We start from the raw sequence: 25573 nt of genomic DNA, 5'->3' as shown, positions 1-25573 counted from the left end.
ATTTTGAGCAAATCCAAAAAGAACAAGGGACCGGGAACAGTACATCACATCAATCCATCTATATTTTGAGCAACTCTCCGGACTCCAAAGCCTTCTCAACATTGGCCGCTACTTGCCAGTGGCTGCCAAAAAAACGGTTTCCATCGGCCCTTTTGATCTTGACCACTTTGGTGCCGTCCTTCTTCTCCTTAATGGAAGTCACAACTACTTTTTGCCCTTGCACACTTTTATAATTGGCAATTCCACCTCTTTTGATGATAAAATTGGCCCTCGGGAATTCCAAATGCGCATATTGGGGCGAATCGGGGCTTCCTATCTCAAAGGTATCCCCCACTGCCACGTCTTGGGCCTGAAGGTTGATGGCTGCTATAAACAATCCCAAAAACAAAAGATATTTCTTCATAACTAACAGAATTTAAGGTTTATATAATTGAATCTAAATTGTTCCTTATTTGAGCAAGGCCAGTTCTTCATCTTCACCCACCTCCCATTTCACTTCCTTGATCTCCAAACTCAGCGGGCTGTTGGGCATCCCAACCAGCACAACATCACCGATGCTCCTGCCTATCAGGGCGGCACCCAAGGTGCTTTTTACTGAAATCTGCCCTTCTTTGTTGTCCCCATCATCGTGCAGCATCACCTGGAAAGTGTTCCACCAGCCCGACTTGGAGGCCACGGTCACTTTGGACCTGAGCCGCACCACGCCTTTTGGCAGTTCAGATGCACTGCAGACCGTGGTGTTTACCAATTGTTCTCTAAGCGCATCCAAGGTTTCCTTGTGGGCATAATCCTGATAGTACCTGTGAAAGTTCAGTACCTTTTTTATGGCCACGTAATCCGATTTTTCCATCATCAGATCATTCCTTTTCATGCTCGGTCATTTGTGATTTCCAACTTTGTTCGATCTGTATTCGATAGAAATGAGCAAACCATATGCCCAAAAATCCAGTAGATAGACATCGATATGTAAGTAATTAAAAATCAAATATTTATAAAGTAAAAAGAAAGAAAAGAAAACCCTCGGGGTGAGGAATTTTTACCCGTGTGGGGAAATTTTACCCAGTGGATTATTTGAGTTTTTCCCGCAGGGTCTTGCGGTCTATGCCAAGAATTTCGGCGGCCTTGGTCTTGTTGTTCCCGGTGGCGGCCAGTACTTTGATGATATGTTCCTTTTCGACCTCTTTCAAAGGTCGCAAGGCTTCCTCCGAAAAATCGATCTTATACTTTACCTGTTCCGGCAGATGCTTGACATCTACCTGACCATCGCACATGATAACGGCCCTTTGGACCACGTTCTCCAATTCCCGGATGTTTCCCGGCCAAGGATAGCGTTCCAAGATTTTCAATGCTTCTGGGGATATACGGACCAAACGGTCCCTGTATTCCACCCCATACTTTTGAAGGAACTTGTCCACGAGCAAACGAATGTCCGCGACCCGTTCCCGAAGTGGAGGGACCACAATGGAAACCACCGTCAATCGATAGTATAGGTCTTCCCGGAAAAGTTTTTTTTGGATAAGCTCCTCCAGATTGCTGTTGGTGGCCGCTATGACCCGCACAGTGAGTTTCTCGGGTTTCTGTGATCCGACCTTTGTGACTTCCTTTTCCTGTAGCACCCGCAACAGTTTTCCCTGAACGGCCAAGGATGCATTCCCAATCTCGTCCAAAAAAATGGTGCCATTGTCCGCAGCCTGAAAAAAGCCCTTCCGGGTTTCATTGGCCCCTGTGAAGGCCCCCTTGGTGTAGCCAAAAAGCTCTGCTTCCAAAAGGTTTTCGGGAATGGCCCCGCAATTGACAGCAATGAAGGGGGCCCGTGCGAACCTGCCCGAATAATGGATGGATCGTGCCACCAATTCCTTCCCAGTGCCACTCTCGCCTTGGATTAAAATGGTAGCGTGGTTGTCCTTCACCCGCTCGATGATCTCAACAATCTCTGAAAAGGCTTCGGAAGCCCCGATCATTTCCCCATACCCGTTGTTCCGTTTTGCTGTGCTTTTTTGGATGGATCCTTGGTGCGTCCTACTTTCAAGGGATTTTTTGACCGCATCGGCCAACTCCTTCTTGGTGAAAGGTTTGGTAAGGTACTCCGTGGCCCCAGATCGGAAAACGTCCATGGCATCATCAATGGAAGGAAAGCCCGTGACGACCAATTTTGGCATATCGGGAAAATGTTCGGCCGTATATTTTATCAGCTGGATACCGTTGATCTCCGGCATATTGATGTCGGTGATGAGCAAATCAATTTCTGTGTCCTTGAGAATGTATAGGGCCTCTTTTACCGAAACCGCACTATAGGTATGGTAATGCATGGAATTCAGGTGCCGGTGCAAAAGCTCCAAAATCTGGATGTCATCATCCACCAGCAATATGTTCTCCTTTTTGAGCATGTCCGTTAAACGGTTTTGGGAAATTTGATGGTAAAGATAGTGCCTTTGGGCTTATTGGGCGAGTGCGCGATGGTTCCTTGATGGCTCTTCACTATCCCGTGCACCACACTGAGTCCCAATCCGCTCCCCTCCCCTACGGGTTTGGTGGTGAAGAAAGGGGCAAAAATGGTCTCCGCCTTGTCCTTGGGTATGCCGCTGCCCTCGTCAGAAATTTTCAGGACCACATTTCCTTCTTTCTCCCTCACATCCACCAAAATAGTGCTCTGCGGTGGGGAAAAATAAATGGCGTTCACAATAAGGTTGAACAATACTTGGGTGAGTTGGATCTTGTCCATTTTCAATACAATTTCCTTTTTGTCCGTTGTGAGTTTGCAGTTGATTTGGTTCTGTCGTAAAGTAGTCCGCAATAAGTCTATGGCATCCTCGATGACGGGTACAATGTTCAGGCTAGTTCTTTCCTGGGGCATCTCGCAGGCGAAGAACATGAGTTTTTTGACCACTTCGCGTGAAAAAATGGTATTGGTGATGATCTTGTCCAAATCTTTTTCGGCCTTTGGGTTGCCTTCCACACTTTCTTTCAGCAATTCCGTAAAACCCAATATGTTGGCCAAAGGTGTGTTGAGTTCATGGGCAATGCCGGCAGTTATTTCCCCAAGGATACGTAACCGGTCTGCCTGCTCCACTTGCCGTCGGATACTTTCTTGGTTGTCCTTGATCTCTTTTCGTTCCAGTAGGTTTCCCACCTCAAGGCATACATTGTCCAGCAATTGTTTTTCTTCTACCAAAAAATCATCCATGGTGTATTTAGGCGAGGGGTAGCCGATTTTTATGTGTCCATTCTCCTCATTGAAGACTTTTATGGGTGATTGAAGAAACACGTAGGTATCTGCTCTTTTTTCGGTCTTGATTGTTCCCATGGAGGAGGTCAGCTCCACATAGGTCTCTTCATTGAACTGCCAAGCTCTTTGCAGACAGGATGTGATGGCCCGAAGCACTTCATCTATATGCTCATAATCACTGTTTACGATCAGCGAGGTGACCTCATAAAGACAGGTCAGCTCCTTGATGCGTTCCTTCAATTTTTGTTCTGCGGTGTGCACGGGGATTCCATTTGCTGAAAAATACGAATTCCAATCCATAAAATGGCCTTGTCTCAGTGGTCCTTTCGGGTGCGCAGCTTATGGATTTCCTCATCCGCCGCCTGAATAAGGTTCTTCAAGTGAGGCACATCTTTCTTGGGGCATGGTTGTGCCAAATGGTACTGGGAACTCTCTATCAATCTTTGGCAGTAGGCAATCTTTTCATTGACGGACAATTTGGATATGGCCTGCATGTAAAGATGGTCCAATTGCTGCAAGGAAGTCTTTTTGGTACTATTTCGGAAAAAATTCAACATCATTAAATCAAAAAGGGTTGGTTTGTCCATTTTAGAATCGCCACAAAAACCAAGCCATGATCATTAACGCTATTTTTCTTCCACACGGAGCATAAACCCTCTACGGTTGACATTCACAATGCTGATGCGGGGGTCTCTCCCCAAATGTTTCCTCAGGTGGGATATGAAAACATTAAGGCTCTTTTTATTGAAATAATCATTTTTGTCCCAAATGGTGGTAAGTATTTCCTTGTGGGTACAGAGTTGGTTCTGGTTCATGGCCAACAGGGCGAGCAGGTCAAATTCCTTTCCGGTCAACTTCACGATTTCCCCTTTGTACCTGAGTTCAAAATTCTCGGTGTTCAGGGTATAGTCGCCAATCTCATAATGGGAAAGTTGTGGTTCTTCATCGGTCTCGGTCACCAAGCGGGCCAGCAAGGCATTGATCCGCACCACCAACTCTTCCTCGTCTATGGGTTTTTTCAAATAATCCACGGCACCCAATGAAAATCCTTTCAACACATCTATCTTGAGTGATCGGGCCGTAAGGAAGATGAAAGGCAGGTCGGGATTGATGCCCTTTATCTTTTGGGAGAGCTCAAATCCGTCCATGTCCGGCAACATCACATCCAGAATGGCAAGGTCAAAGACATTGGTCTCCGTCTTCAGAAGGGCATCTTGGGCATTTTTTGCCCACGTGACCACAAAGCCTTTCATGCCCAAATATTCTGAAAGCAGATACCCCAGCGAAGCATCGTCCTCCACTAGGATCAAGTTGTATTTTCTATCCATTTTTGGTCAATTTTAGGGAAAGGACAAATGTGGTGCCCTCACCCAATTTACTATCCACGGAAATCTTGCCGCGGTGCATCCTCACGATCTTTTGCACATAGGACAGGCCCAATCCGTACCCTTTTACCTTATGCACATCACCATTTTTTACTCTGTAATATTTCCTAAAGATCTTTTTCCTGTCCTGCTTTGCAATGCCCTGTCCATTGTCCGAAACAATGATCACAAGTCTTCCCTTTTCTTTATAGGCTTCCAGTCGCACCACAGGATCATCGGAATACTTTTTGGCGTTTTCCAACAGGTTCCCGATCACATTCTCCAAATGGAACTTTTCGGCCCGGAGGGAAAAGGGGCCCTCTTGCAGTTGATAGTCAAAATCAACTTTCTCATGTTTGGCGAGCAGAGCAAAATCCTCGCATAATTTAAGCAATACCGGCCTAAAATCAATTTCAGCGAACTGCATCAGTTTTTTTCCTGATTCCAGGCTGGACAGTTCCAATACCTTATCGATATGCCCTTTCAACCGTTCCGTTTCCCTTCGGATGAGCTCCACAACGGGCTTTTTTTCCTCTGCCACATCCTCTTCCAAGATTTTACTGGCCAATCCTATGGAAAATACAGGGGTTTTCAGCTCGTGGGTCAGGTTGTTGATAAAATCGTTCGTGGTGGTGATCAAGCTGCTCTGCCAATAGAACGAGCGCAATACCCATATCACGACCACAATGATGGCTATAAGAAAAAGGACGCTCGGAATGGTGAGCCCTTTCAACTGGCCTAAAAAATACTTGTTCAGATCCTGAAAACCAAGTTCCAGGATCACTTCCTTCTGCAGAAGTCCCGGCAAATACCCTTCCATCTTTATGGGATATGTGAGCATCCCTTCTCCTCGGAGATGTTCTTTGGCAGAGCTCAGGTATTCCGTGGAATCCCTCGCGAAAAGGGAGTACGTAAAGGGTGCATCTATGCCGGAAACGCCCAACTGATAGGAAATGTAATCGTTGAGATAGAACTGTGATGCTTTTTGGAGGCTGTCCAAGCTTATCTTCACTTCAGAAGTGTCCTTTCTGATGGTGTTCCCTATGGTGTAGGTGAGGGAATTGAACTGCGAGAGTTCCTCCCCTATATGGGTCCTGGCCCCATCCATTTTTTCGGAGAACTGTGCCTTGGCCAATCCGAGACCCACCCTCAAATATTGGTACTGAACCACAAAAAGGCCCACCACGGACACCACAAAAACAAAAACATACAGATTTCTCTTGGTCAGCATGGTGCTAAATAAACAAAAAAACACCAGCTATTTACGCCTTGGTTAAGCGTATTAATCTTTCATTAGTCTTTTTGTCTTTTCCTTAATCCATTCCTATCCTGCAGAACCCTATCTTGGCCCTGAGTTTAGTTAGATACAATACATTCACAGTAGCGAATCCATCAAGCCGACCCTAAAGGGTCGGTTTTTTGTTTGTCCCTTTTGCCTCGTGAGTGTCCCCATAACTTCTTATCGTTTATCTTTACACTCCAAATTTTAGGCATGTTCAGTTTTTTTCAGAAGAAAACCTATCTGGTCGATTATCTACATGGTCTGGTGGATATGCACAACCATATCCTTCCCGGTATTGATGACGGGGCAAAAACGGTCGATGACTCCATGAAGCTGATCAAAGGGTTCGGTGAAATGGGCGTTACCCGTTTTATCTGCACGCCCCACATCATGCACAACCATTACGATAATACCCCAAAAACCATCAAAGAGGCCTATAAGACTTTGATGGCCACATTGGAAAAGAGTGATCTTTCCCATACTTCCATCGCATATGCGGCAGAGCATATGATCGATGACAACTTCGAGCCGATTCTGGAAAACGGGCAGGTCATAGCCCTGAAGGACTCTTTTCTTTTGGTCGAAATGTCGTACCTGCAGCCTTCGTTCAATTTTGACATTGCCGTGGAGAAGATGGCCAAACTCAAATATTTTCCTGTTCTGGCCCATCCGGAGCGGTACATGTACTTTCATCAAAAATATGGGACCTATAAAAAAATGAAGGCCAATGGCATACAGTTCCAGTTGAACCTGTTGTCATTGACACCCGAGTCTTACGGTAGTGGTGTACAAAAAATGGCCCTGAAACTATTACAGGACCATTTGGTTGATTTTGTGGGTTCCGATGTGCACAATGTTCGTCAATTGGAACTCTTGAAGGAAATTAGGCTGCAAAACAAGACTTTGAACCTTTTGCTTCCCGTCATCGAAAATACAATCGAGACTTTTTATTGATCAAGAAAAGCTCCACCATTTTTTGATGGTCTTTCCATAGCCATAGCCATATTTTCCGCCATAGCCCAAGTTGGATGGCTTTACCCCATTGACCACGAAGGACAGGTTTTTGAGCTTGCCTTCTTTTTTGAGTTTCAAGGGGTAATCCATGACCTTTTTCTCTGTTGACATCGCTTTGACCACATACAAAATTTGGTCGGCGTACTCGCTGATCAATAATGTGTCCGTCACAACCATCAAAGGTGCGGTGTCCACGATTACATAATCATATGTCTGTGATGCGCTTTCAAAAAGTTTCCCCATCCTATCGTTCATTAATAATTCTGCTGGATTGGGTGGAATTGTGCCAGAAAAGATGATATCTATTCTGTTTTCATTGATTTGTGTTGGGGTTGCAATATCATCAATATCCAGCCCGGAATTGACCAAATATTCGGTCAAACCTTTTTTGGAAGCCCTCTTCTCCCCCATCGTCAGTTCGTCTCTTGAAAAGAAATCATAAAGCTTGGGGTTTCTAATATCCGCCCCGATCAGGAGTACTTTTTTACCCGTGTTGGCATAGACCGTGGCCAAGTTGGATGAAACAAATGTTTTTCCTTCACCCGGGATGCTTGATGTAATGAATATGAGACTGCCCTTTGATTGATTTCCTTTGGAACTTTGGATGTAATTTAAATTGGTCCGAAGTATCCTAAGGGATTCTGCCAAAACGGAACGGTCATCCTTTTTGATTATCTTACTTTCTTTGTTGCCCACTTTGGGCAATTCAGCTATAACGGGTATATCATCCCCCAACAAGCCTTCCAATTCTTGCTTGCTGTGAATCTTATTGTCCAAGATACCACCTACATATATGAACAAAAAGGGAAACATGATGCCCAAGCCAAAACAGGCTATGTAGTTCATCATTTTATTAGGTGAAACAGGGGCCGAACTTGTGCTATAGGCAGCATCCACAATCGAGGATGGAGGGGATGCGGAAGCAAATGCTATCTGAGCCTCCTCCCTTTTCTCGAGAAGGTACAGGTACAAGGATTCCGTAGTCTCCAATTTTCTTGTGATATCCCTAAGCGCCCTTTCGTTACTGGGAGCCGAATAAATTCTACTATTGATCCTGGACTGTTGTTTGGCCAAGCTATTCATTTGGAGTTCCAGACTGTTCGTGGTGTTGTTCAAACTTGAGAGCAGGCTTCGTTTTAGACTGCTCAACTCCCTATCCAAATTCTGGACAACAGGGTTAAGGTCACTGGAACTTTCAAGGATCCTATTTCGCTCGGCGACAAGCTGGTTGTATCTTGCTGTTGTTCCTGACACCGATGGATCCGAAAGACCAAGGTTGGATGGCAATACTTCATACCCGTTCTGGTTCTCCACAATATCTTTCATGGAAGTGGCTATGTTCAACTGCAATGATGCGTTCTCCAACTCTTGCCTGTTGGCCATTCCCACATTCAGATTGATATTGGACTCAGATGATATATCGGTTATGCCCTTATCGGTTTTAAATTCTTCGGCAGATTGATCTACATTGTAGAGATTGGAATAAATCTCGGTAATCCTTGCGTCAATGAAGTTGGAGGTCTTGTCCGCCGCCATTTTCTTATCATCTATGGCGTTCTGATTATACACCTCGACCAACGTGTTGATAATGTCCTGTGCCCTTTTCTGTATCCTATCCTGCAAGTAGAGGGTCAAAATATTTGACCCCTTTTCAACGGGATTGATCATTATCCGGGCCCTATAATTATCCGCTACTACGGAAACAGGATTGATGACCACCTTGAATTCGTCCCCTTTGAAAGCTGCTATCTTTTCTGTGTTGGGAGTAATCACCATATCCCCAAGAGGTGTTGAGATATTGGAACCATAAGTGTTTGACTTATAGGGGGCCCCTTCATCCTGTTTGAAACCAAAAGTGGCATTGGAGGTCAGGTTTAGATAAAAAGTGAACCCTGATTTATGTACCACCGAGTCCGACTCAACAAAGTTCAGATTGAATGGAAGATTATTATAAATCTCTGAATCCAGTATATTCCCAAGTTTGAACACTTTTGTGTTCAGTTGAAGCTTGTTTACAACTTCTATGAGGTTGGATCTGGATTTAATGATTTCAATTTCGTCTATGATGGGGTTCCGCTGTCCCTGAAATGCACCCAAATCCTGAAAAATTGCCAACTCCGAAGTGCTGTTTTCCTCCGTAACGATCTTTATTCTGGCCAGGGCATCATATTGGGGCGCAGTGTATCTATTGTAAACAAACCCTAACAATAGAAACAAAAAAACAGATATGGCGAACCAATACCATTTTCCCGTGTATTGCCTTATAACTTCCTTAAAATCAATTTTATCAAAGGAGAATTTTCCGCTTTGAGAATTCATTTCACTCATCAACAACTAAAATTAACGTACTAGAATCAAAGTAGAGGTAATTGCCAAGGAAAGCAAAGAAATAAAAATCGTGGTCCTGTTGTCCAAAGATGACGCAGAAACTGCAGACTTGTTGGGCTCTACATAGACTACATCATTCTGTGTCAGATAAAAGGCCGGGGATTTCATCGCTTCTTTTGAGGTAAGGTCTATCTTGTTATATACCTTCACCCCATCAAAATCCCTGATGACCATTATGTTTTCCCTTTTTCCTTTAATGGTAAGGTCACCTGCAAGCCCCAAAGCTTCCAATATGGTGATTTGCTCACCGATAATGGGGTATGTGCCCGGGTTTCTCACTTCACCAAGAATGGTGACGGTAAAATTGCGCAAGCGTACATTTATGATAGGATCTTTTAAATAGGACGACAGTTCTTTACGCAAAAGGGATTTTACTTCCTCGGGTGACAGTCCTAAAATCTTTACCTTTCCAATCACTGGAAAATCGATTTCCCCATTCTTGTCCACCAGATAATCCAAACTTTCCGACTGACCATTGGCCGAAACACCGATTGTGAGGTTAAAAGGGGCACTTGCCTCTGGGTTGAGGGTTGCCACATAAATACTGACCACATCATCGACCTTGAACTTGGGTTCAAATGCGTTGTCGGCCACAATGGTCTCAAAATTCTGGGAATCTTGGAAATACACTATTTTCTTGGGAGACCCGCATGAGGCAATAAGTAGAATGAGAACCACACCTGCCAAACTTAATTTTGGTTTCATAGGGATGTCTATATTAATTGTTTAGTTGGGATACTTCCTTCAAATGCCCCTCGTTTTTAATTGCTGGGCTCTTGGGATTGTCCAATTTACAAAAATCGGAATTGTTAGAAATATATTCGGGAACAATACTTTTCATCAATTGTACCACATTGTCCTTGAAAAACAAATTGGAGATGCACAATTCATCGATCTTTGTCCGGGTCGCACTGTAATCAACTTCCCTTACCTTGCTGATCATGATCTTATCATGATAGGTTGGCAATGTGTTCTCTCCATTGGCGAGCAGCTCTTCGTATAGTTTTTCACCTGGTCTCAGCCCCGTGATCTTGATATCTATATCATCTGGGTAGTGGAGTCCCGAAAGTCTGATCATATTCTTGGCCAGGTCCATGATTTTCACGGATTCCCCCATGTCAAAAATAAATATCTCACCCCCTTTGCCCATTGCTCCAGCTTCCAAAACCAATTGGGAGGCTTCGGGAATGGTCATAAAGTAACGTGTGATATCCTTGTGGGTCACGGTCAGCGGACCTCCTTTTTCTATTTGCTTCCTAAAAAGCGGGATTACAGAGCCATTGGAACCCAGTACATTACCGAAACGGGTCGTAATGAACTTTGTTTTTCCCTCTTGTTGCCTGCAACTGATGTACATTTCTGCGATCCGCTTTGTGGCTCCCATGATATTAGTGGGGTTCACTGCCTTATCCGTAGAAACAAAAACAAACTTTTCCACATCATATTCCAAGGCAAGGTCTGCGATGGTCTTGGTTCCTGCCACATTTATCTTAACGGCTTCATACGGGTTTTGTTCCATCAACGGAACGTGTTTGTATGCCGCTGCATGAAAAATTCTGTCAGGGCGGTATTCTTCGAACAAAGTTCGCATTTTGTTCTTATCACGTATGTCGCCGACTATGGGTAAAAAATTGAAGAAGCCAGCCTGTTTCAACTCCTGTTGAAGATCGTAAAGTGCAGATTCCGCTTGATCGATCACGATCAACGAGCGGTAGTTGTACTTGCAGATTTGTCTCACCAACTCACTTCCAATGGAACCTGCCCCCCCCTGTGACCATGATGACCTTATCGTCAAAGTCTTTCATGACCTTACTGTTCTTGATCTCAATGGGAGGTCTGTCCAGAAGATCTTCAATTTGTACCCTTTTAATCTGCGATACCTTGAGCTCACCATTTATCCAATCCTCCACAGGAGGCACAATTTTCACCTTGACGGGAAGGTCCACAATTTCATTGACCAGTGTTCTCAATTGTTTTGGGCGGATACTCTGGATGGAGAATATAATTTCCGAGACTTTGTGGAACTTCACAAACTCCTCGGTCAAAATGGATTTGTCAAATACTTTTACCCCATTGATCTGTTTGCCCACTTTTTGCTGATTATTGTCAACAAACCCAATTACCTTCACACCCATCTGCGAATGGTTTGTCAAGGTATTGTAGGTGATGATGCCTGATTCGCCTGCCCCATAGATGATCAAATTCTTGACCGGCCCTTGGTTTCCGTTCATTAGATTTTCATATCCAATTTTGAACAGGTACCTGGACGCTGCCAGACTTATAAAGGTCAACAGGCTATTGATGATGATGATTGAAAGAGGGATGGTGAACCCATCGATCAAATTGTAATACCTATTGGCCATCACCACAGCTATCGTACCAATGCTCGCCAAACAAACGGCATTGAAAATAGCATATACGTCTTTGATTCCAGTGTGTCTGACCACTCCTTTGTAGCTCCCAGAAATAAGGAAAGCCAACATAAAGAGAAGCACCACTACTGGAAGTTGGGCACGAAAACTTTGTACATCAAAGTCAAAACTGAGGTTGAACCTTATGAAATAAGCCAAAATAAAAGAGGCCGAAACGATGCACAGATCAATAAAAAGCACTGTCCATTTGGAAGCATAACGTTTACCGTTCCTTAAAAAGTAGTCCTTTATCATCTGAGTACGCTTTTAATGATATCACAAATCCTTTCAAGGTCGCCTTCCTCCATGCTGGATCCGCTGGGCAAGCAAAGCCCTTTCTCAAAAAGATCTTCGCTGATGCCGTTCACATAGGAAGTGGACTTTTCAAAAACCGGTTGCAAATGCATGGGCTTCCACAATGGTCTGGATTCTATGTTCTCCTTTTCAAGAGCGATCCTGATTTTTTCCCTTGTTTGAAATGACGGGGTCAAGATGCAGGTAAGCCATCTGTTCGAGAAACTTTCCGCTGGTTCCTTGGCAAAGCTTATTTCAGGAATGTGGGAAAGATTTTCCACATAATACCCAAAATTGGCCCTTCTTGCTGCCACCCTCTCCTCCAGGACTTCCATCTGGCCTATTCCGATTCCGGCCAAAACATTGCTCATGCGATAATTATAGCCAATCTGGGAATGTTGGTAATGCGGGGAATTGTCCCTGGCTTGGGTAGCCAAAAAAACCGCCTTGTTCTTTAGATTTTCGTCCTTGCAAAGTAAGGCGCCCCCTCCTGAAGTGGTAATAATCTTGTTTCCGTTGAACGACAGGATGGAAATGTCCCCAAAACTGCCACAATGTTGTCCACGGTATGTACTGCCCAATGCCTCTGCACTATCTTCCAGAACAGGGATACCGTATTTCTGGGCAACCGCATGTACTTCATTCACCTTATAGGGCGTCCCATATAGGTGAACGGCCACTATGGCCTTGGGCTTCTTGCCTATGGCAAGCCTGTCTTTGATCGCATCTTCCAGAAGGTCCGGACAAATATTCCAGGTATCTTTTTCACTATCGATAAATATGGGGGATGCCCCTAGATAGGTTATTGGATTGGCCGAAGCTGCAAAGGTGAAACTCTGACAGAGCACTTCATCGCCGGTCCCCACGCCCAAAAGTTGTAATCCCAAATGTATTGCCCCCGTACCCGAGGTCAAACATGCTGCATGAACACCATTTCCCACATATTGTTCAATGGCATTCTCAAATTCGTGTACGTTGGGTCCGAGTGGTGCAATCCAATTTGTCTCAAAAGCATCATTGACATAGGCCCTTTCATTTCCGCCCATATGCGGCGGCGATAGCCATATTTTTTTAAGTATAGTGGTTTCCATTTCAGTTTTGGGTTGATACAAGTAGGTGAGGTTTTATTTTTCGAAGGTAAAAGTAACAGTAAAATTGGCCTTTCAAATCATTTCAACCCACAATTCGCCGAACATGAAAAAAAATCGATTAAGTGTCCATCTGCAATAAAAACACTGTCCAAAATCAGCCCTGACACTTTGATAAAACAAATTTAGACCAATAAATTGGGTCCATTTTTTAATCTTTGTAGAGAAATAAACATTCAAAAAATCGAAAGAATGAAGATACTGGTCACTGGTGCGGCAGGTTTCATCGGCTATCATGTAGCACTTAAGCTATTGGGGCACCAACATACGGTGGTCGGTCTGGACAATCTCAACGATTATTACGATGTCAATCTGAAACTTGCACGTCTGGAACAATTGGGAATAAGTTCAAAAGATGCACAGGACTTTCATAAAAGAACATCCAGTTCCAAATACAGTGGATTCCATTTTATACGGATGGACCTGGAAGATCGTGAGCAGCTTCCCAAATTGTTCGCAAAAGAAAATTTTACCGTGGTGTGCAATCTCGCTGCGCAAGCAGGTGTGCGCTACAGCCTTGAAAATCCTGAATCGTACATTGACAGTAACATAGTGGGGTTCTTGAATGTTTTGGAATGTTGCCGAAATTACAATATACAACACTTGGTCTATGCCAGCAGTTCCAGTGTGTATGGGCTCAACAAGAAAGTCCCTTTTGAGACCACCGACCCGGTGGACCATCCCATCAGCTTGTATGCCGCTTCCAAAAAAAGCAATGAACTCATGGCCCACACATACAGTCATCTATATGGATTTAGGACTACGGGGCTTCGCTTTTTCACTGTTTACGGTCCATGGGGCAGGCCCGATATGGCGCTCTTCCTGTTCACAGAGGCCATCGTGCAAGGAAATCCCATCAAGGTATTCAATAATGGAAAAATGGAACGGGATTTCACTTATATAGATGATATTGTGGAAGGGGTGACCAAAATCATCGAGGATGGTTATGTTGGTACCCCTCCTGAAAGACCAACATATAAAATATATAATATTGGCAACAGTAAGTCCGTAAAACTCATGGATTTTATCGAAGCCTTGGAAAAAAGCCTCGGCCTAGAAGCCCAAAAAGAATTCTTGCCCATGCAACCGGGCGACGTTGAAAAAACTTGGGCGAATGTTGACGACCTTGCAAGGGATTATGGCTATACACCCGATACCTTGGTCAAAAATGGCATATCAAAATTTGTGGCATGGTACAAGGACTACCATAAGATAGGCCCACAATGACCCTGTTCCCTTTCAATATGATCTATAGGTAGAAGGTCAAGATTTTCTTTTTTTGATAATTGGGGCTGTAGCAAGGAGATTTACAGGTGCAGCACTAAAAATGCAATTCATCCGTTTTATGAAAAGTTCATCTAAAACCAATATGGTTTTGATATGTTTTCTTGATATTTGCCTGAAATTCCCTTAATCGTCTATGGATATATCTCATCTCAACCTCAATCAAAACAATCATATATTGGTCACAGGAGGGGCCGGCTTCATTGGATCCAATCTTTGTGAAGCTTTATTGGGAAATGGCAACAAGGTGACTTGTCTGGACAATTTCGCAACGGGAAAACGGGAAAATATCACCCATTTGATGGACGATGCAAACTTTACATTGATAGAAGGGGACATCCGGATTTTGAAAGATTGCCAGAGGGCCTGTAAAAATGTTGATTTTGTATTGCACCAAGCAGCCCTTGGATCTGTACCAAGATCCATCAATGATCCCATTACCAGCAACGATGTCAATGTTTCCGGTTTCCTGAACATGCTTGTTGCTGCACGCGATGCCCATGTGAAACGATTTGTATATGCGGCAAGCTCCTCCACCTATGGTGACTCGGAGTCGTTGCCAAAGGTAGAGGATGTCATTGGGAGGCCATTGTCCCCCTACGCCATCACCAAATATGTCAACGAACTGTATGCGGATATATTCTCCAAGACCTATGGCCTATCCACCATCGGCCTACGATACTTCAATGTATTCGGGAGAAAACAGGACCCCAATGGGGCTTATGCTGCCGTTATCCCTAAATTTGTGATGCAACTCATGCAGCATGAGTCGCCGGTTATAAATGGTGACGGTTCTTTTTCCAGGGATTTCACTTACATAGATAATGTGATCGAAATGAACATCAGGGCGATAACCTCTGAGAATGAAATGGCATTGAACACTGTGTACAATGTGGCTTTCGGGGAAAGGACCGACCTGAACGAACTGGTCGCATTGCTCAAGGAATATTTGGGCGAATATGATGCCAAGATTAAAAATATTGAAATAGAATATGGCCCAAGCCGTCAAGGGGACGTTCCCCATTCCCTTGCATCGATCGATAAAGCTAAAAAGTTATTGGGCTATAGTCCCAAATATGATATGAGATCAGGGTTAAAAGAAGCCGTGAACTGGTATTGGGAGAACCTGAAGTAGAAATAAAAATCTAAAAAGAAAATGAACTTAACAATCATCGGAACAGGCTATGTGGGCTTGGTAACAGGAACCTGTTTTGCTGAAATGGGAAATACGGTTACCTGTGTTGACATTGACAGCAAAAAGATTGAAAATCTGAGGAAAGGCATCATCCCCATATACGAACCAGGATTGGAAGCCATGGTACAACGCAATGTGGACAATGGGACCTTGTTCTTCAGCACAAAATTAGAAGACTCCCTTGGAGATTGTGACATGGCCTTCATTGCAGTGGGAACCCCTATGGGAGAAGATGGATCGGCCGACCTGAAATATGTCTTGGACGTTGCGTCCGAAATAGGCAGGCACATGTCCCACCCCTTGATCGTAGTGGATAAATCCACAGTACCTGTTGGGACAGCGGACAAAGTCAAAGAAGTTATACAACAAGAGCTTGAAAAGAGAGGAAAGGACATTGAATTCCATGTAGTTTCCAACCCAGAGTTTCTCAAAGAAGGCGACGCCATCAGTGATTTTATGAAACCTGACCGGGTCGTGGTAGGAACGGAGGACAAGAACACCGCAGAGAAAATGCGGCAGTTGTACAGCCCATTTTTTAGAAGCAGTATGGACCGTATGCTCGTGATGGATGTTCGTTCCGCAGAAATGACCAAATATGTGGCGAACGCCATGTTGGCCACCAAAATCTCGTTCATGAACGAAGTGGCCAACATCTGTGAGCTCGTAGGGGCAGATGTGAACAAAGTGCGTATCGGAATCGGGTCGGATAGCCGTATCGGCTACAGTTTCATCTATCCTGGAAGTGGTTATGGCGGGTCGTGTTTCCCCAAGGATGTAAAGGCATTGAAGAAAACCGCCGAACAGAACGGCTACAATGCGCAATTGTTGCATGCCGTGGAAGATGTAAACGATAGACAGAAATTTGTTGTGGCCAACAAGGTCATCAACCATTTTGGTGAAAATTTGAAGGGAAGGACCTTTGCCGTTTGGGGATTGTCGTTCAAGCCGGGAACCGATGATATGCGTGAGGCCCCTTCCATCTATATCATCAAAAAATTGACCGATCTCGGTGCCAAGATAAAGGCGTATGACCCCAAAGCCATCCATGAGGCCAAAGAATTCTATTTGAAGGATGTAGGGAACATCGAATATGTCTCATCCAAGTATGAAGCTTTAAAAGATGCAGATGCCCTCCTCTTGCTCACCGAATGGAAGGAATTCCGGTCCCCTGATTTCAATTCCCTCAAAGAAAATCTGAAGACCCCGATAATTTTTGATGGCCGTAACCAATATGATGGTGAAAGGCTTGAGCAACTTGGGTTCACATACCACCAAATCGGGAAATAGTGAAACCAAAAGCCTATCCAAAAAACTCGCTAGACAACAATCATATATGAACAATATCAAAATTGCCGTAATAGGTTTGGGATATGTGGGCCTGCCGTTGGCACGCCTATTTGCTACAAAGTATCCCGTTGTAGGTTTTGACATCAACGAAAAACGTGTCAAGGAACTACAATCTGGAAAGGACACAACACTTGAAGTGGAAGATGACATATTGAAATCCGCCTTGGTGGACAAACTACCAGAAACCAAAGGGCTATACTGTTCTTGCAAATTGGAAGACATTTCCAGTTGCACTATTTATGTGGTCACTGTTCCTACCCCTGTGGACAGGAACAATAGGCCCGATCTGACTCCATTGTACAAAGCCAGTGAAACGGTGGGAAAGGTACTCAAAAAAGGAGACATCGTCATTTATGAATCCACTGTTTATCCAGGGGCTACTGAGGAAGAATGCATCCCTGTACTTGAGCGCATAAGCGGTTTGACCTTCAACGAGGATTTTTATGCCGGCTATTCCCCTGAACGCATCAATCCCGGGGACAAGGAACATACCGTTGAGAAGATATTGAAGGTCACTTCCGGCTCCACTCCTGAAATCGGGAAGATTGTCGATGGGCTGTACGCTTCCGTGATCACGGCCGGGACGCACTTGGCGCCTACCATCAAGGTCGCAGAGGCGGCCAAGGTGATTGAAAATTCCCAGAGGGACATCAACATAGCCTTTGTGAACGAACTGGCCAAAATCTTCAATCTGATGGATATCGATACCCATGCGGTGCTGAAGGCTGCCGGCACCAAATGGAACTTCCTGCCCTTTAAGCCCGGATTGGTGGGTGGGCACTGCATTGGGGTAGATCCTTATTATTTGGCCCAACGTGCACAGGAGTTTGGCTATCATCCTGAGATCATCCTCGCAGGAAGACGCTTGAACGACAGTATGGGAGGCTATGTAGCTTCCGAAATCATCAAACTGATGGTAAAAAAAGACCTTCGGATCAAGGGTGCAAAAATATTGGTGCTTGGAATCACTTTTAAGGAAAACTGTCCGGATGTCCGAAACACCCGGGCCGTGGATGTGATAAAGAACTTAATGGACTATGGCACCGAAGTTACCATTTATGATCCTTGGGCGGATCCCTCTGAGGTTGCCCATGAATACGGCCTTGACACCACCAAGGAAATGCCACAGGATACATTTGATGCGGTGGTTCTTACCGTGGCGCACAAGAAATTTATGGACATGGGGCTGCGGTCCCTGCTTAACAACAACGGAATTCTGTACGATGTCAAGGGAGTTGTCACAGAAGCTGTGGAAGGTAGCCTATAATTTACAACCAAAACCAGCTAGACACCAAATACTGCCATGAGTCAGATCAAGAAAGGGGCTTTGCTCAATTATGTTAGTATCTTTTTGACCAATGTCATTGGTCTGGTACTTACACCATTTATCATTAAATCCTTGGGGGATGCTGAATATGGCATATATACCACTATTGGGGCTCTTATTGGCACTTTTTCTGTACTAGATTTTGGTCTGAACAATACCATAATACGTTTTGTGGCCAAATACCAAGCTGAGAAAAATGTCAAGGAAGAGCAAAATTTCTTGGCGATAACCATGATCATGTACTTGATTATTTCATGTATCGTCTTGTTAGTTGGCTTTGGAATCTATTTTAATTTAGATCATTACTTTACCGCCATGAGTAATGAAGAGATTCAACTGGCAAAAACTTTGTTCCTCATATTGATATTCAACATTGCCATCGGACTTCCAGGAGGAGCTTTTACAGGTATTTGTCTTGGTTATGAAAAATTTACATTTCCCAAATCATTAAGCATTTTCAGATATATCTTGCGATCATTAATGGTTGTAGGCTTGCTTTTTTGGGGTGGAAAATCTTTATCCATTGTAATTCTGGATTCCGTTTTCAATGTACTTATAATTCTTATTACCTTCTATTATGTAAATTACAAATTGCATGTAAAAATCAAGCTTCATTCCTTTGAGAGTAAATATGTTAAGAAAATATTCAGTTATTCCGTTTGGATATTTATATATAGCATAGTGGCTCAGTTTCAATGGAAGGCAGGACATATAGCGCTCGGAAATATATCAGCTCCAGAAGTATTGAGTATTTATGCCGTTGGTTTGATGCTTGGAGGGTATTATGGTGCTTTCTCTAGTGCCATTACCAGCGTTTTTGTACCTAGAGCGACCCAGATGATAGTTTCAGGTGCCAGTTCTGAAAGCTTAACGAATGAAATGATCAAAATAGGCCGGATTTCTCTTTTTGTCCTCATGTTTATTTTCGGAGCTTTTGTCTTATACGGAAAGCAATTCATTTCCTTATGGGTGGGTGATAATTATAACCTTTCATGGATCATTGCCCTGCTTATCATGCTTGCATACACCATCCCTTTGGTACAGGGATTTACCGGGCCTCTAATAGAAGCAAAGAATAAAGTTGCTTTTAAATCAATCACTTATTTGGTCTTTTTACTATTAGGAACCCTTTTGGGATATTTTATGGCGCTTAACCATGGTGCTATGGGAATGATTGCCGGAACTATTATAGGATGGGTAGTAGCCCAGAACATCATGAATGTTTTTTACCATAAAACTCTGGATTTAAATATTTTCAGATTTTTCAAAGAAACATTTAGTAGAATATTGCCATCCCAAATATTAATAATGTTGGTTGGGTTTCCTATAATGTTGATCCCTGGCAGTGGTTGGTTGAATTTTATTTTGAAAATTGGACTATATGGTGTTGTTTATTTTTCTGCCATGTACTTTTTAGCTGTAAACAAATATGAAAAAGGCCTTATTGCCCAACTAATCCAAAAAATCCCAAAATAATTCAAAATGCTTTTTTTTATTCGAAATTTAATTTGGAGAGTTTTAGGGGTGGATTTTAGACAAACTCTTAGAATTCATGATTATGTTTTTTTAAAAAATGACCCTTACACCACTATGGGGCACAGAACATACGAAAATGGTGCCATGGTGTGGAGATGGACAAACAGTCCTATTACTGTTGGCAAATATTGCAGTATAGCTAATAATGTCAGGTTCATTGCAGATGAAGGTTACCATAAAAGTTCCCAAATAACATCATTCCCTTTAGCTATAAACCTTTACAAAAACGCACCCATATCTGAGCATAAAATCAAAATTGAAACCCTGAGTGAAAAACAAAAATCAGGTATAACCATCGGAAATGATGTTTGGATTGGGATGAACAGTATCATTTTACCTGGTGTACATATCGGTGATGGAGTTACGATAGCCGCTAACTCAATAGTCACCAAAGATGTGCCAGATTATGCTGTAGTTGGCGGAAACCCTGCCAAGGTCATAAAATTCAAGTTCAATAAAGAACAAATAGACGCACTTAAAAAAATAAGTTGGTGGAATTGGGATGAAAAGATTATAAAAGAAAGAATTAATGATTTTTATATGGAAACGGAAAACTTCATTCAAAAACATCAATTATGAAAAAGATATTGTTTCTCATTGAATCCTTGCATTTGGGTGGTGCTGAAAAAAGTTTGATAAGTTTATTGAACAATATTGACCTTTCAAGATATGATTTGGAAATATTATTATACAAACAAGGCGGGGAATTTGAAAAATTCGTTCCCAAGGACGTAAAGAAATCCTATATAGATTATGTGCCCAGTATTGGTGAAAGATTGAAATTTAAAGTCTTTAAACTGCTAAATACCAATAGAAAATACCACAACGCCCAACTTCTATGGAAATCAATCAAATCCTCCATACCAGAGCATGAAAGACAATATGACATTGCAATTGCTTGGGGGCAAGGTTTCGCCACTTACTTTGTATCAAAAAAAGTCCGTGCATCAAAAAAAATTGCTTGGGTGAATATCGATTATGAAAAAGCAGGATATTATGCTCCCCAAGATGAGTTGATTTATAAGGAGTTTGATAAAATAATCGGTGTTTCTCCGTTCGTGAAAGAGGAAATGAAAAAAACCTATCCCAACTACAGCGTAATGTTTATAAGGGATATCGTTGATGAGGTTGAAATTTATTCTTGGAGTCAACAAAAAAAAGAGATTGAATTTAATACAGAAGAACTTAATATCGTCTCTGTTGGGAGGTTGGCAAAACAAAAATCTTTTCAATTTGCAATCGAAGCAATTGATATCGTTAACAAGAAAGGGCACAAGGCCCACCTCTATATCATTGGAGAAGGTCCAGAAAGGGGGTATTTGGAATCATTGATTTCGGAGAAAGGTATGTCAGGTCAGGTCACCCTACTTGGTTATTTGGAAAATCCATTTCCATACATTAAAGATTGTGACATCTATCTCCAATCGTCCATTTTTGAAGGTCTCGGGAGGACAATCATCGAGGCAGGCATTTTAAACAAACCCATTGTCACCACCAATTTTCCGACCGCATCTCAAATCCTCACGAATAATGAGACAGGTATTATTGTAGGAATGGAGCCATCTGAAATCGCAAGTGGAATAATAAGGCTAATTTCTGACAATGACCTTAAAGAAAGGCTTGTCAAAAATCTCAGGGAACAATCACAAAAGGAAACACAAAAAACCTTGGATGCCATGTACCAACTTTTTGACGAAGTCTAACACAAACCGCAAAACCGTGGAAGGAAAAAAAGACAAGAAAATTTTGACTATCACATGCCATGATGTGTACAACTATGGTGCAAGTTTGCAAGAATATGCACTTCTGGAGTTCCTAAAACAAGAAGGACATATCAGCGAAACCATTAATTATAAGCCTCCTTATTTAAGTAACCATTTCAATCTTTGGCAGGTTTCGCATCCTTTTTTTGAAAGAAATTTGATTACCAAATCAATCTATCTGGTACTTAAACTCCCAAAACGATTGATCAACAGGATCAGAAAAAGAAATTTTGACCGATTTACCCAAAAATACATTCCATCTACCAAAAAACTCTATCAGAACAATGATGAGTTAAGAAAGCAATTACCGGATGCGGAAGCTTATATTTGTGGAAGCGATCAAATATGGAATTCTTTTTTCGAAAATGGCAAAGATCCTGCTTTTTATCTAGACTTTGTGCCCAACAACAAATTAAAGATTTCTTATGCCGCTAGTTTTGCTATAGACAATCTGGAAGAATCCATAAAACCGTTCGTCAAGGAAAAGATCTCTCGACTGGACCAAATATCGGTTCGGGAGACTTCAGGGGTTCGAATCCTGAATGATTTAGGTATAAAAAATGTCACGCAAGTATTGGATCCCGTTTTTCTATTGGACAAGGCCCATTGGGCTAATATTGCGAGACCAAAAAAAGAACTCCAAGATTATATTTTTATATACGATTTTGATTATAACCCATCCATACAACAATTTGCCGAAAGCGTAAGAAGTTCCAAGGGATACAAAATTATCAGTATGAACGAACTCAATAAGTATGCTGACCATAACTTCTACTTAGAAGGTCCTGAAATCTTTTTGGACTTAGTCAAGAACGCTAAAATTGTAGTTGCCAATTCCTTTCATGCGGTGGCATTTTCCATCATTTTTCAGAAGGAGATTGTGGTTTTTAATAGAAAGGAAGCCATAAATACACGTATGAGGGACCTTCTAGAGCTTTTTCATATTAAAAATCGTCTTTTTGGTAAAAATGATGTTGTATCTCTGGACAAACTTGTAACAATCGATTACAGTGGAATCCAACATATAATCAAAGAGAACATAGACCACTCCAAAACCTATTTAAGAAAGGCCCTGGAACTTTTGCCAAATGATTGATATATACTCATGAAGCTTTTATACATTACAAATCAAATCAGTGGTTCTGGAGGTCTGGAAAGGGTCCTCTCTATAAAAGCAAGTCATTTTGCAGATGAACTTGGCCATGAAGTGCATATTGTTACTTTAAATGATACGCACGATTCCATTTTCTTTAAGTTCAGTCCAAAAATACAGCTTCACAACATCAGTTTGAGAAATTCCACCATAGCTTATATGCTAGGATACTTTAAAGGTGTAAAGAAAATCATTTCAGATATTGACCCTGATATTATTTTGGTGTGTGATGACGGTATAAAAGGTTTTTTTGTTCCATTCTTCAATAATGGCAAAACCATTGTCTATGAAAGACATGTTTCCAAGGTGGTGGAACAGGGCGAAGGCAAAGGTTCCTTTTCTAAAAGGATATCCACTAAAATCAAATATAAGTTAATGGATATTGGAGCAAAAAAGTTTGATTCTTTTATAGTGCTCACCGAGGGAAACAGGAAAGAGTGGAAATCACCAAATGTAAGGGTAATAGCCAACCCTTTGCCAATTTTTCCAGAAGGTGTATCTGCTTTGACCGAAAAAAAAGTTATAGCTGTCGGAAAACATTGTTATCAGAAGGGATATGATCGATTATTGATGGCATGGGAAGTAGTTACAAAACAACATCCTGATTGGACCCTGGAGATATTTGGTTTATCCCACCCCAAGCATAATCTTGATCAATGGTCAAAAAATCTCCGAATAGACCATACCGTTAATCTTAAGTCCCCAGCCAAAGACATTTACAATCATTATTTAAATTCCTCTTTCCATGTCCTCTCTTCAAGATATGAAGGTTTTGGTATGGTGATCATTGAGGCTATGGCATGCGGGCTTCCCTCCATATCCTTTGATTGTCCACACGGTCCATCGGATATTATAACAGATCATCATAATGGCCTTTTGGTTGAAAACGGAAACATCGAAGAAATGGCCAACTCCATATGTAAGCTCATTGAAGATGAGAATCTAAGAAAACGACTGGGCCATAATGCAAAAATATCCGTAGGTCGATACAAAATAAGGGAAATAGGGAACGTCTGGAACAATCTTTTCTTGGAGCTGGCCAATAGGCATTAGGGCATTTTGACCAAAGTATAGACCATTCAAGGAAAACTATTCACCATACCTCAACAAATATATTAATTTAGAGGTCGAAACCATTGCTGCTCAATCCAACTGACGAACTCAACCCGAATGAAGACCATTGTTATTTTAACGGACCAACTCCATAAAATAGGGGGAATAAACAGTCTCATTCAATTAAAGGCCAATCATTGGGCCACTAAAAAGGGATATGAAGTGCATGTTGTGACCACAGAACAAGCCGGAAACCGACCCTTTTATGATTTCGACCCCAAAGTGGGATTGCATGATCTGAATATCAACTATGACAGGGCCCAAAGCTATTTTGGTAAAGAAAATTTTCCGAAAGTGGCCCAAAACCTCAGGGCCCTCCAAAAATTGGAAAGAAAATTAAAGCCTGATCTGATCATCATTGCGAATCATATACCCGTTACTTTTTTTTTCCCTTTGTTGCGGACAAAGGCCAAAATTTTAAAAGAATACCACTACACCCAATATTTTCGGTCGAAACAAAGTGTCACACTTTTCAAGAGGTTTGAAAAATTCATCGAATCCAAGCTCGATTTTCAGGTTGTATTGAACAAGGAAGAAAAATCGTTCTACGATTCAAACAAGGTCTTTCATATTCCCAACCCTATCCCTTTTTCAAGCTTGGAACAGCCGGAATTTGGCAAAAGGGAAAAAGTGGCCATGGCCGCTGGACGAATTTCCCCAGTGAAACGATTTCATGTTTTATTGGAAATCTGGTCAAAATTCAAAAAGAATGATACCGAGTGGAAATTGGAAATATATGGGGACGGTCCTGAGAATGACATGGAAAGGCTCAATGATCAAATCAGGGAATTGGGAATTATGGACTCGGTCCAAATATTGCAACCTGTTAATAATCTACCAGAAATCATGCGCACCAGGGGAATCTATTTGATGACTTCTGAACAGGAGTGCTTTCCCATGGTTTTGTTGGAAGCGCAGGCATCTGGATTGCCCCTTATATCTTTTGATTGTCCTACGGGACCGCGCAATATTGTCCAATCAGGAAAAAATGGGATGTTGGTGGAGATGGACAATCAAGCTTCCTTTGTTGATGCAATGATAAAATTAACCTCAGATGAAAATCGAAGATCGGGGTTGGCCAAAAATGGGTTTCAATCGGTCCAGCAATATCTTTTGGACAATGTCATGCAATCCTGGGAAGATAACATTTTAAGCAAAATTTAATGAGGAGATATTTTTTACTTGCTTACCAATTTGCCTTTATACTCCATGGGCTGGTTTTTGTAAAATCTTCCCAACGGGACTTGATCATTGCTGATGTTTATGGTCCAAACCAACAACCGTCCAGCAAATGGAAGATATTTTTTGATCTCCTGTATAAATTGGCCTCGGACACTTACTTTAGAACCTTGTTCTATTTTAGGACAAGAGGATTATTGAGCCATCTTTTACGAATTTTTTTTCCTAGGGACAAACGGTTCACCATTGACATCAATACCCGCTTGGGTGGGGGTGTTGTTTTGGCACATCCATACAGTAGCATCATCAATGCGGAAACTATTGGCGATAATTTATATATCAATCAATTGGTGACGATAGGGGAAAACAATGGGCTTCGTCCAAAAATAGGCAACAATGTGAAATTATATACCAATGCCACCATAATCGGTGGCATAACCATCGGCGATAATGTGGTGGTCGGGGCCGGTTCAGTGGTGGTCAAGGATGTGCCCTCCAATTGTATTGTTGCCGGAAACCCGGCAAAAATCATCAAATCTATAGAATAGG

General features: G+C 42.3%; 22 protein-coding genes and 1 pseudogene. 12 read left to right on the top strand and 11 right to left on the bottom strand.

Features of this window, described 5'->3' with window-relative positions; genetic code table 11:
* Positions 1 to 58 precede the first annotated feature (58 nt).
* The 7 genes from SD450_RS12295 to SD450_RS12265 all read right to left on the bottom strand — a co-directional run bounded on the left by SD450_RS12295 (position 59) and on the right by SD450_RS12265 (position 5821).
* The gene (locus SD450_RS12295) at positions 59 to 403 is read right to left on the bottom strand and encodes a hypothetical protein (RefSeq protein ID WP_318344752.1); all 345 of its coding nucleotides are present in this window, start codon (positions 401 to 403) and stop codon (positions 59 to 61) included.
* Positions 404 to 448: 45 nt separating this feature from the next.
* Positions 449 to 871, bottom strand: coding sequence for a GreA/GreB family elongation factor (locus SD450_RS12290; protein WP_318344751.1), 423 nt, complete (start codon positions 869 to 871; stop codon positions 449 to 451).
* A gap of 196 nt (positions 872 to 1067) precedes the next feature.
* Positions 1068 to 2387 carry a sigma-54-dependent transcriptional regulator gene (locus SD450_RS12285; protein ID WP_318344750.1) on the bottom strand — a complete coding sequence of 440 codons (1320 nt, stop codon included), beginning with the start codon at positions 2385 to 2387 and terminating at the stop codon, positions 1068 to 1070.
* A gap of 5 nt (positions 2388 to 2392) precedes the next feature.
* Entirely contained in the window at positions 2393 to 3526 is a 1134-nt protein-coding gene (locus SD450_RS12280) for a sensor histidine kinase (protein WP_318344749.1), read from the bottom strand.
* 14 nt (positions 3527 to 3540) lie between these two features.
* Positions 3541 to 3786 carry a hypothetical protein gene (locus SD450_RS12275; protein ID WP_318344748.1) on the bottom strand — a complete coding sequence of 82 codons (246 nt, stop codon included), beginning with the start codon at positions 3784 to 3786 and terminating at the stop codon, positions 3541 to 3543.
* Positions 3787 to 3852: 66 nt separating this feature from the next.
* Positions 3853 to 4554, bottom strand: coding sequence for a response regulator transcription factor (locus tag SD450_RS12270; RefSeq protein ID WP_318344747.1), 702 nt, complete (start codon positions 4552 to 4554; stop codon positions 3853 to 3855).
* A complete protein-coding gene (locus SD450_RS12265) occupies positions 4547 to 5821 on the bottom strand; it encodes a sensor histidine kinase (protein ID WP_318344746.1) in 1275 nt (424 codons plus the stop codon). Before SD450_RS12265 ends, SD450_RS12270 begins: the two co-directional genes overlap by 8 nt.
* A 261-nt stretch (positions 5822 to 6082) precedes the next feature.
* On the opposite strand from SD450_RS12265, the gene SD450_RS12260 reads away from it, so the two are divergent.
* Positions 6083 to 6826, top strand: a complete 744-nt coding sequence (locus SD450_RS12260) for a tyrosine-protein phosphatase (RefSeq protein ID WP_318344745.1) — start codon at positions 6083 to 6085, stop codon at positions 6824 to 6826.
* Here the strand turns inward: SD450_RS12260 and SD450_RS12255 are convergent, their stop codons facing one another.
* From SD450_RS12255 to SD450_RS12235, 4 genes and pseudogenes are all read right to left on the bottom strand, one after another.
* Positions 6827 to 9214 carry a GumC family protein gene (locus tag SD450_RS12255; protein WP_318344744.1) on the bottom strand — a complete coding sequence of 796 codons (2388 nt, stop codon included), beginning with the start codon at positions 9212 to 9214 and terminating at the stop codon, positions 6827 to 6829. It abuts the gene before it with no gap.
* 12 nt (positions 9215 to 9226) lie between these two features.
* Positions 9227 to 9979, bottom strand: a complete 753-nt coding sequence (locus SD450_RS12250; protein ID WP_318344743.1) for a polysaccharide biosynthesis/export family protein — start codon at positions 9977 to 9979, stop codon at positions 9227 to 9229.
* A gap of 13 nt (positions 9980 to 9992) precedes the next feature.
* Positions 9993 to 11940, bottom strand: a pseudogene (locus SD450_RS19540) (polysaccharide biosynthesis protein).
* Entirely contained in the window at positions 11937 to 13070 is a 1134-nt protein-coding gene (locus SD450_RS12235; RefSeq protein WP_318344740.1) for a DegT/DnrJ/EryC1/StrS family aminotransferase, read from the bottom strand. Before SD450_RS12235 ends, SD450_RS19540 begins: the two are co-directional and overlap by 4 nt.
* A gap of 249 nt (positions 13071 to 13319) precedes the next feature.
* On the opposite strand from SD450_RS12235, the gene SD450_RS12230 reads away from it, so the two are divergent.
* From SD450_RS12230 to SD450_RS12180, 11 genes are all read left to right on the top strand, one after another.
* On the top strand, positions 13320 to 14354 hold the full coding sequence (locus SD450_RS12230; protein WP_318344739.1) for an NAD-dependent epimerase: 1035 nt from the start codon (positions 13320 to 13322) through the stop codon (positions 14352 to 14354).
* Positions 14355 to 14547: 193 nt separating this feature from the next.
* Complete coding sequence (locus SD450_RS12225) at positions 14548 to 15546, top strand: SDR family oxidoreductase (RefSeq protein ID WP_318344738.1); 999 nt, start codon at positions 14548 to 14550, stop codon at positions 15544 to 15546.
* Between the two features lie 21 nt (positions 15547 to 15567).
* Positions 15568 to 16893, top strand: a complete 1326-nt coding sequence (locus SD450_RS12220; RefSeq protein ID WP_318344737.1) for a UDP-glucose dehydrogenase family protein — start codon at positions 15568 to 15570, stop codon at positions 16891 to 16893.
* A gap of 46 nt (positions 16894 to 16939) precedes the next feature.
* Complete coding sequence (locus tag SD450_RS12215) at positions 16940 to 18220, top strand: nucleotide sugar dehydrogenase (protein ID WP_318344736.1); 1281 nt, start codon at positions 16940 to 16942, stop codon at positions 18218 to 18220.
* 36 nt (positions 18221 to 18256) lie between these two features.
* Positions 18257 to 19756, top strand: coding sequence for a lipopolysaccharide biosynthesis protein (locus SD450_RS12210; protein ID WP_318344735.1), 1500 nt, complete (start codon positions 18257 to 18259; stop codon positions 19754 to 19756).
* A 6-nt stretch (positions 19757 to 19762) separates the two neighbouring features.
* Entirely contained in the window at positions 19763 to 20395 is a 633-nt protein-coding gene (locus SD450_RS12205; RefSeq protein WP_318344734.1) for a CatB-related O-acetyltransferase, read from the top strand.
* Positions 20392 to 21519 (top strand): glycosyltransferase, encoded by a 1128-nt coding sequence (locus tag SD450_RS12200; protein ID WP_318344733.1) that lies wholly within the window; start codon positions 20392 to 20394, stop codon positions 21517 to 21519. Before SD450_RS12205 ends, SD450_RS12200 begins: the two co-directional genes overlap by 4 nt.
* 16 nt (positions 21520 to 21535) lie before the next feature.
* Positions 21536 to 22675, top strand: coding sequence for a polysaccharide pyruvyl transferase family protein (locus tag SD450_RS12195; RefSeq protein WP_318344732.1), 1140 nt, complete (start codon positions 21536 to 21538; stop codon positions 22673 to 22675).
* A 9-nt stretch (positions 22676 to 22684) separates the two neighbouring features.
* Entirely contained in the window at positions 22685 to 23785 is a 1101-nt protein-coding gene (locus SD450_RS12190) for a glycosyltransferase family 4 protein (protein WP_318344731.1), read from the top strand.
* Between the two features lie 117 nt (positions 23786 to 23902).
* A complete protein-coding gene (locus tag SD450_RS12185; RefSeq protein ID WP_318344730.1) occupies positions 23903 to 25009 on the top strand; it encodes a glycosyltransferase family 4 protein in 1107 nt (368 codons plus the stop codon).
* Positions 25009 to 25572 (top strand): LbetaH domain-containing protein, encoded by a 564-nt coding sequence (locus tag SD450_RS12180; RefSeq protein ID WP_318344729.1) that lies wholly within the window; start codon positions 25009 to 25011, stop codon positions 25570 to 25572. The genes SD450_RS12185 and SD450_RS12180 overlap by 1 nt, the downstream gene beginning before the upstream one ends.
* Position 25573: the final 1 nt, after the last annotated feature.

This window comes from Flagellimonas baculiformis, from assembly GCF_033441575.1.
GTDB classification, from domain to species: domain Bacteria; phylum Bacteroidota; class Bacteroidia; order Flavobacteriales; family Flavobacteriaceae; genus Flagellimonas; species Flagellimonas baculiformis.
Note: the sequence above shows the minus strand (reverse complement) of the source record. Positions and strands in the feature narration are given on the sequence as shown.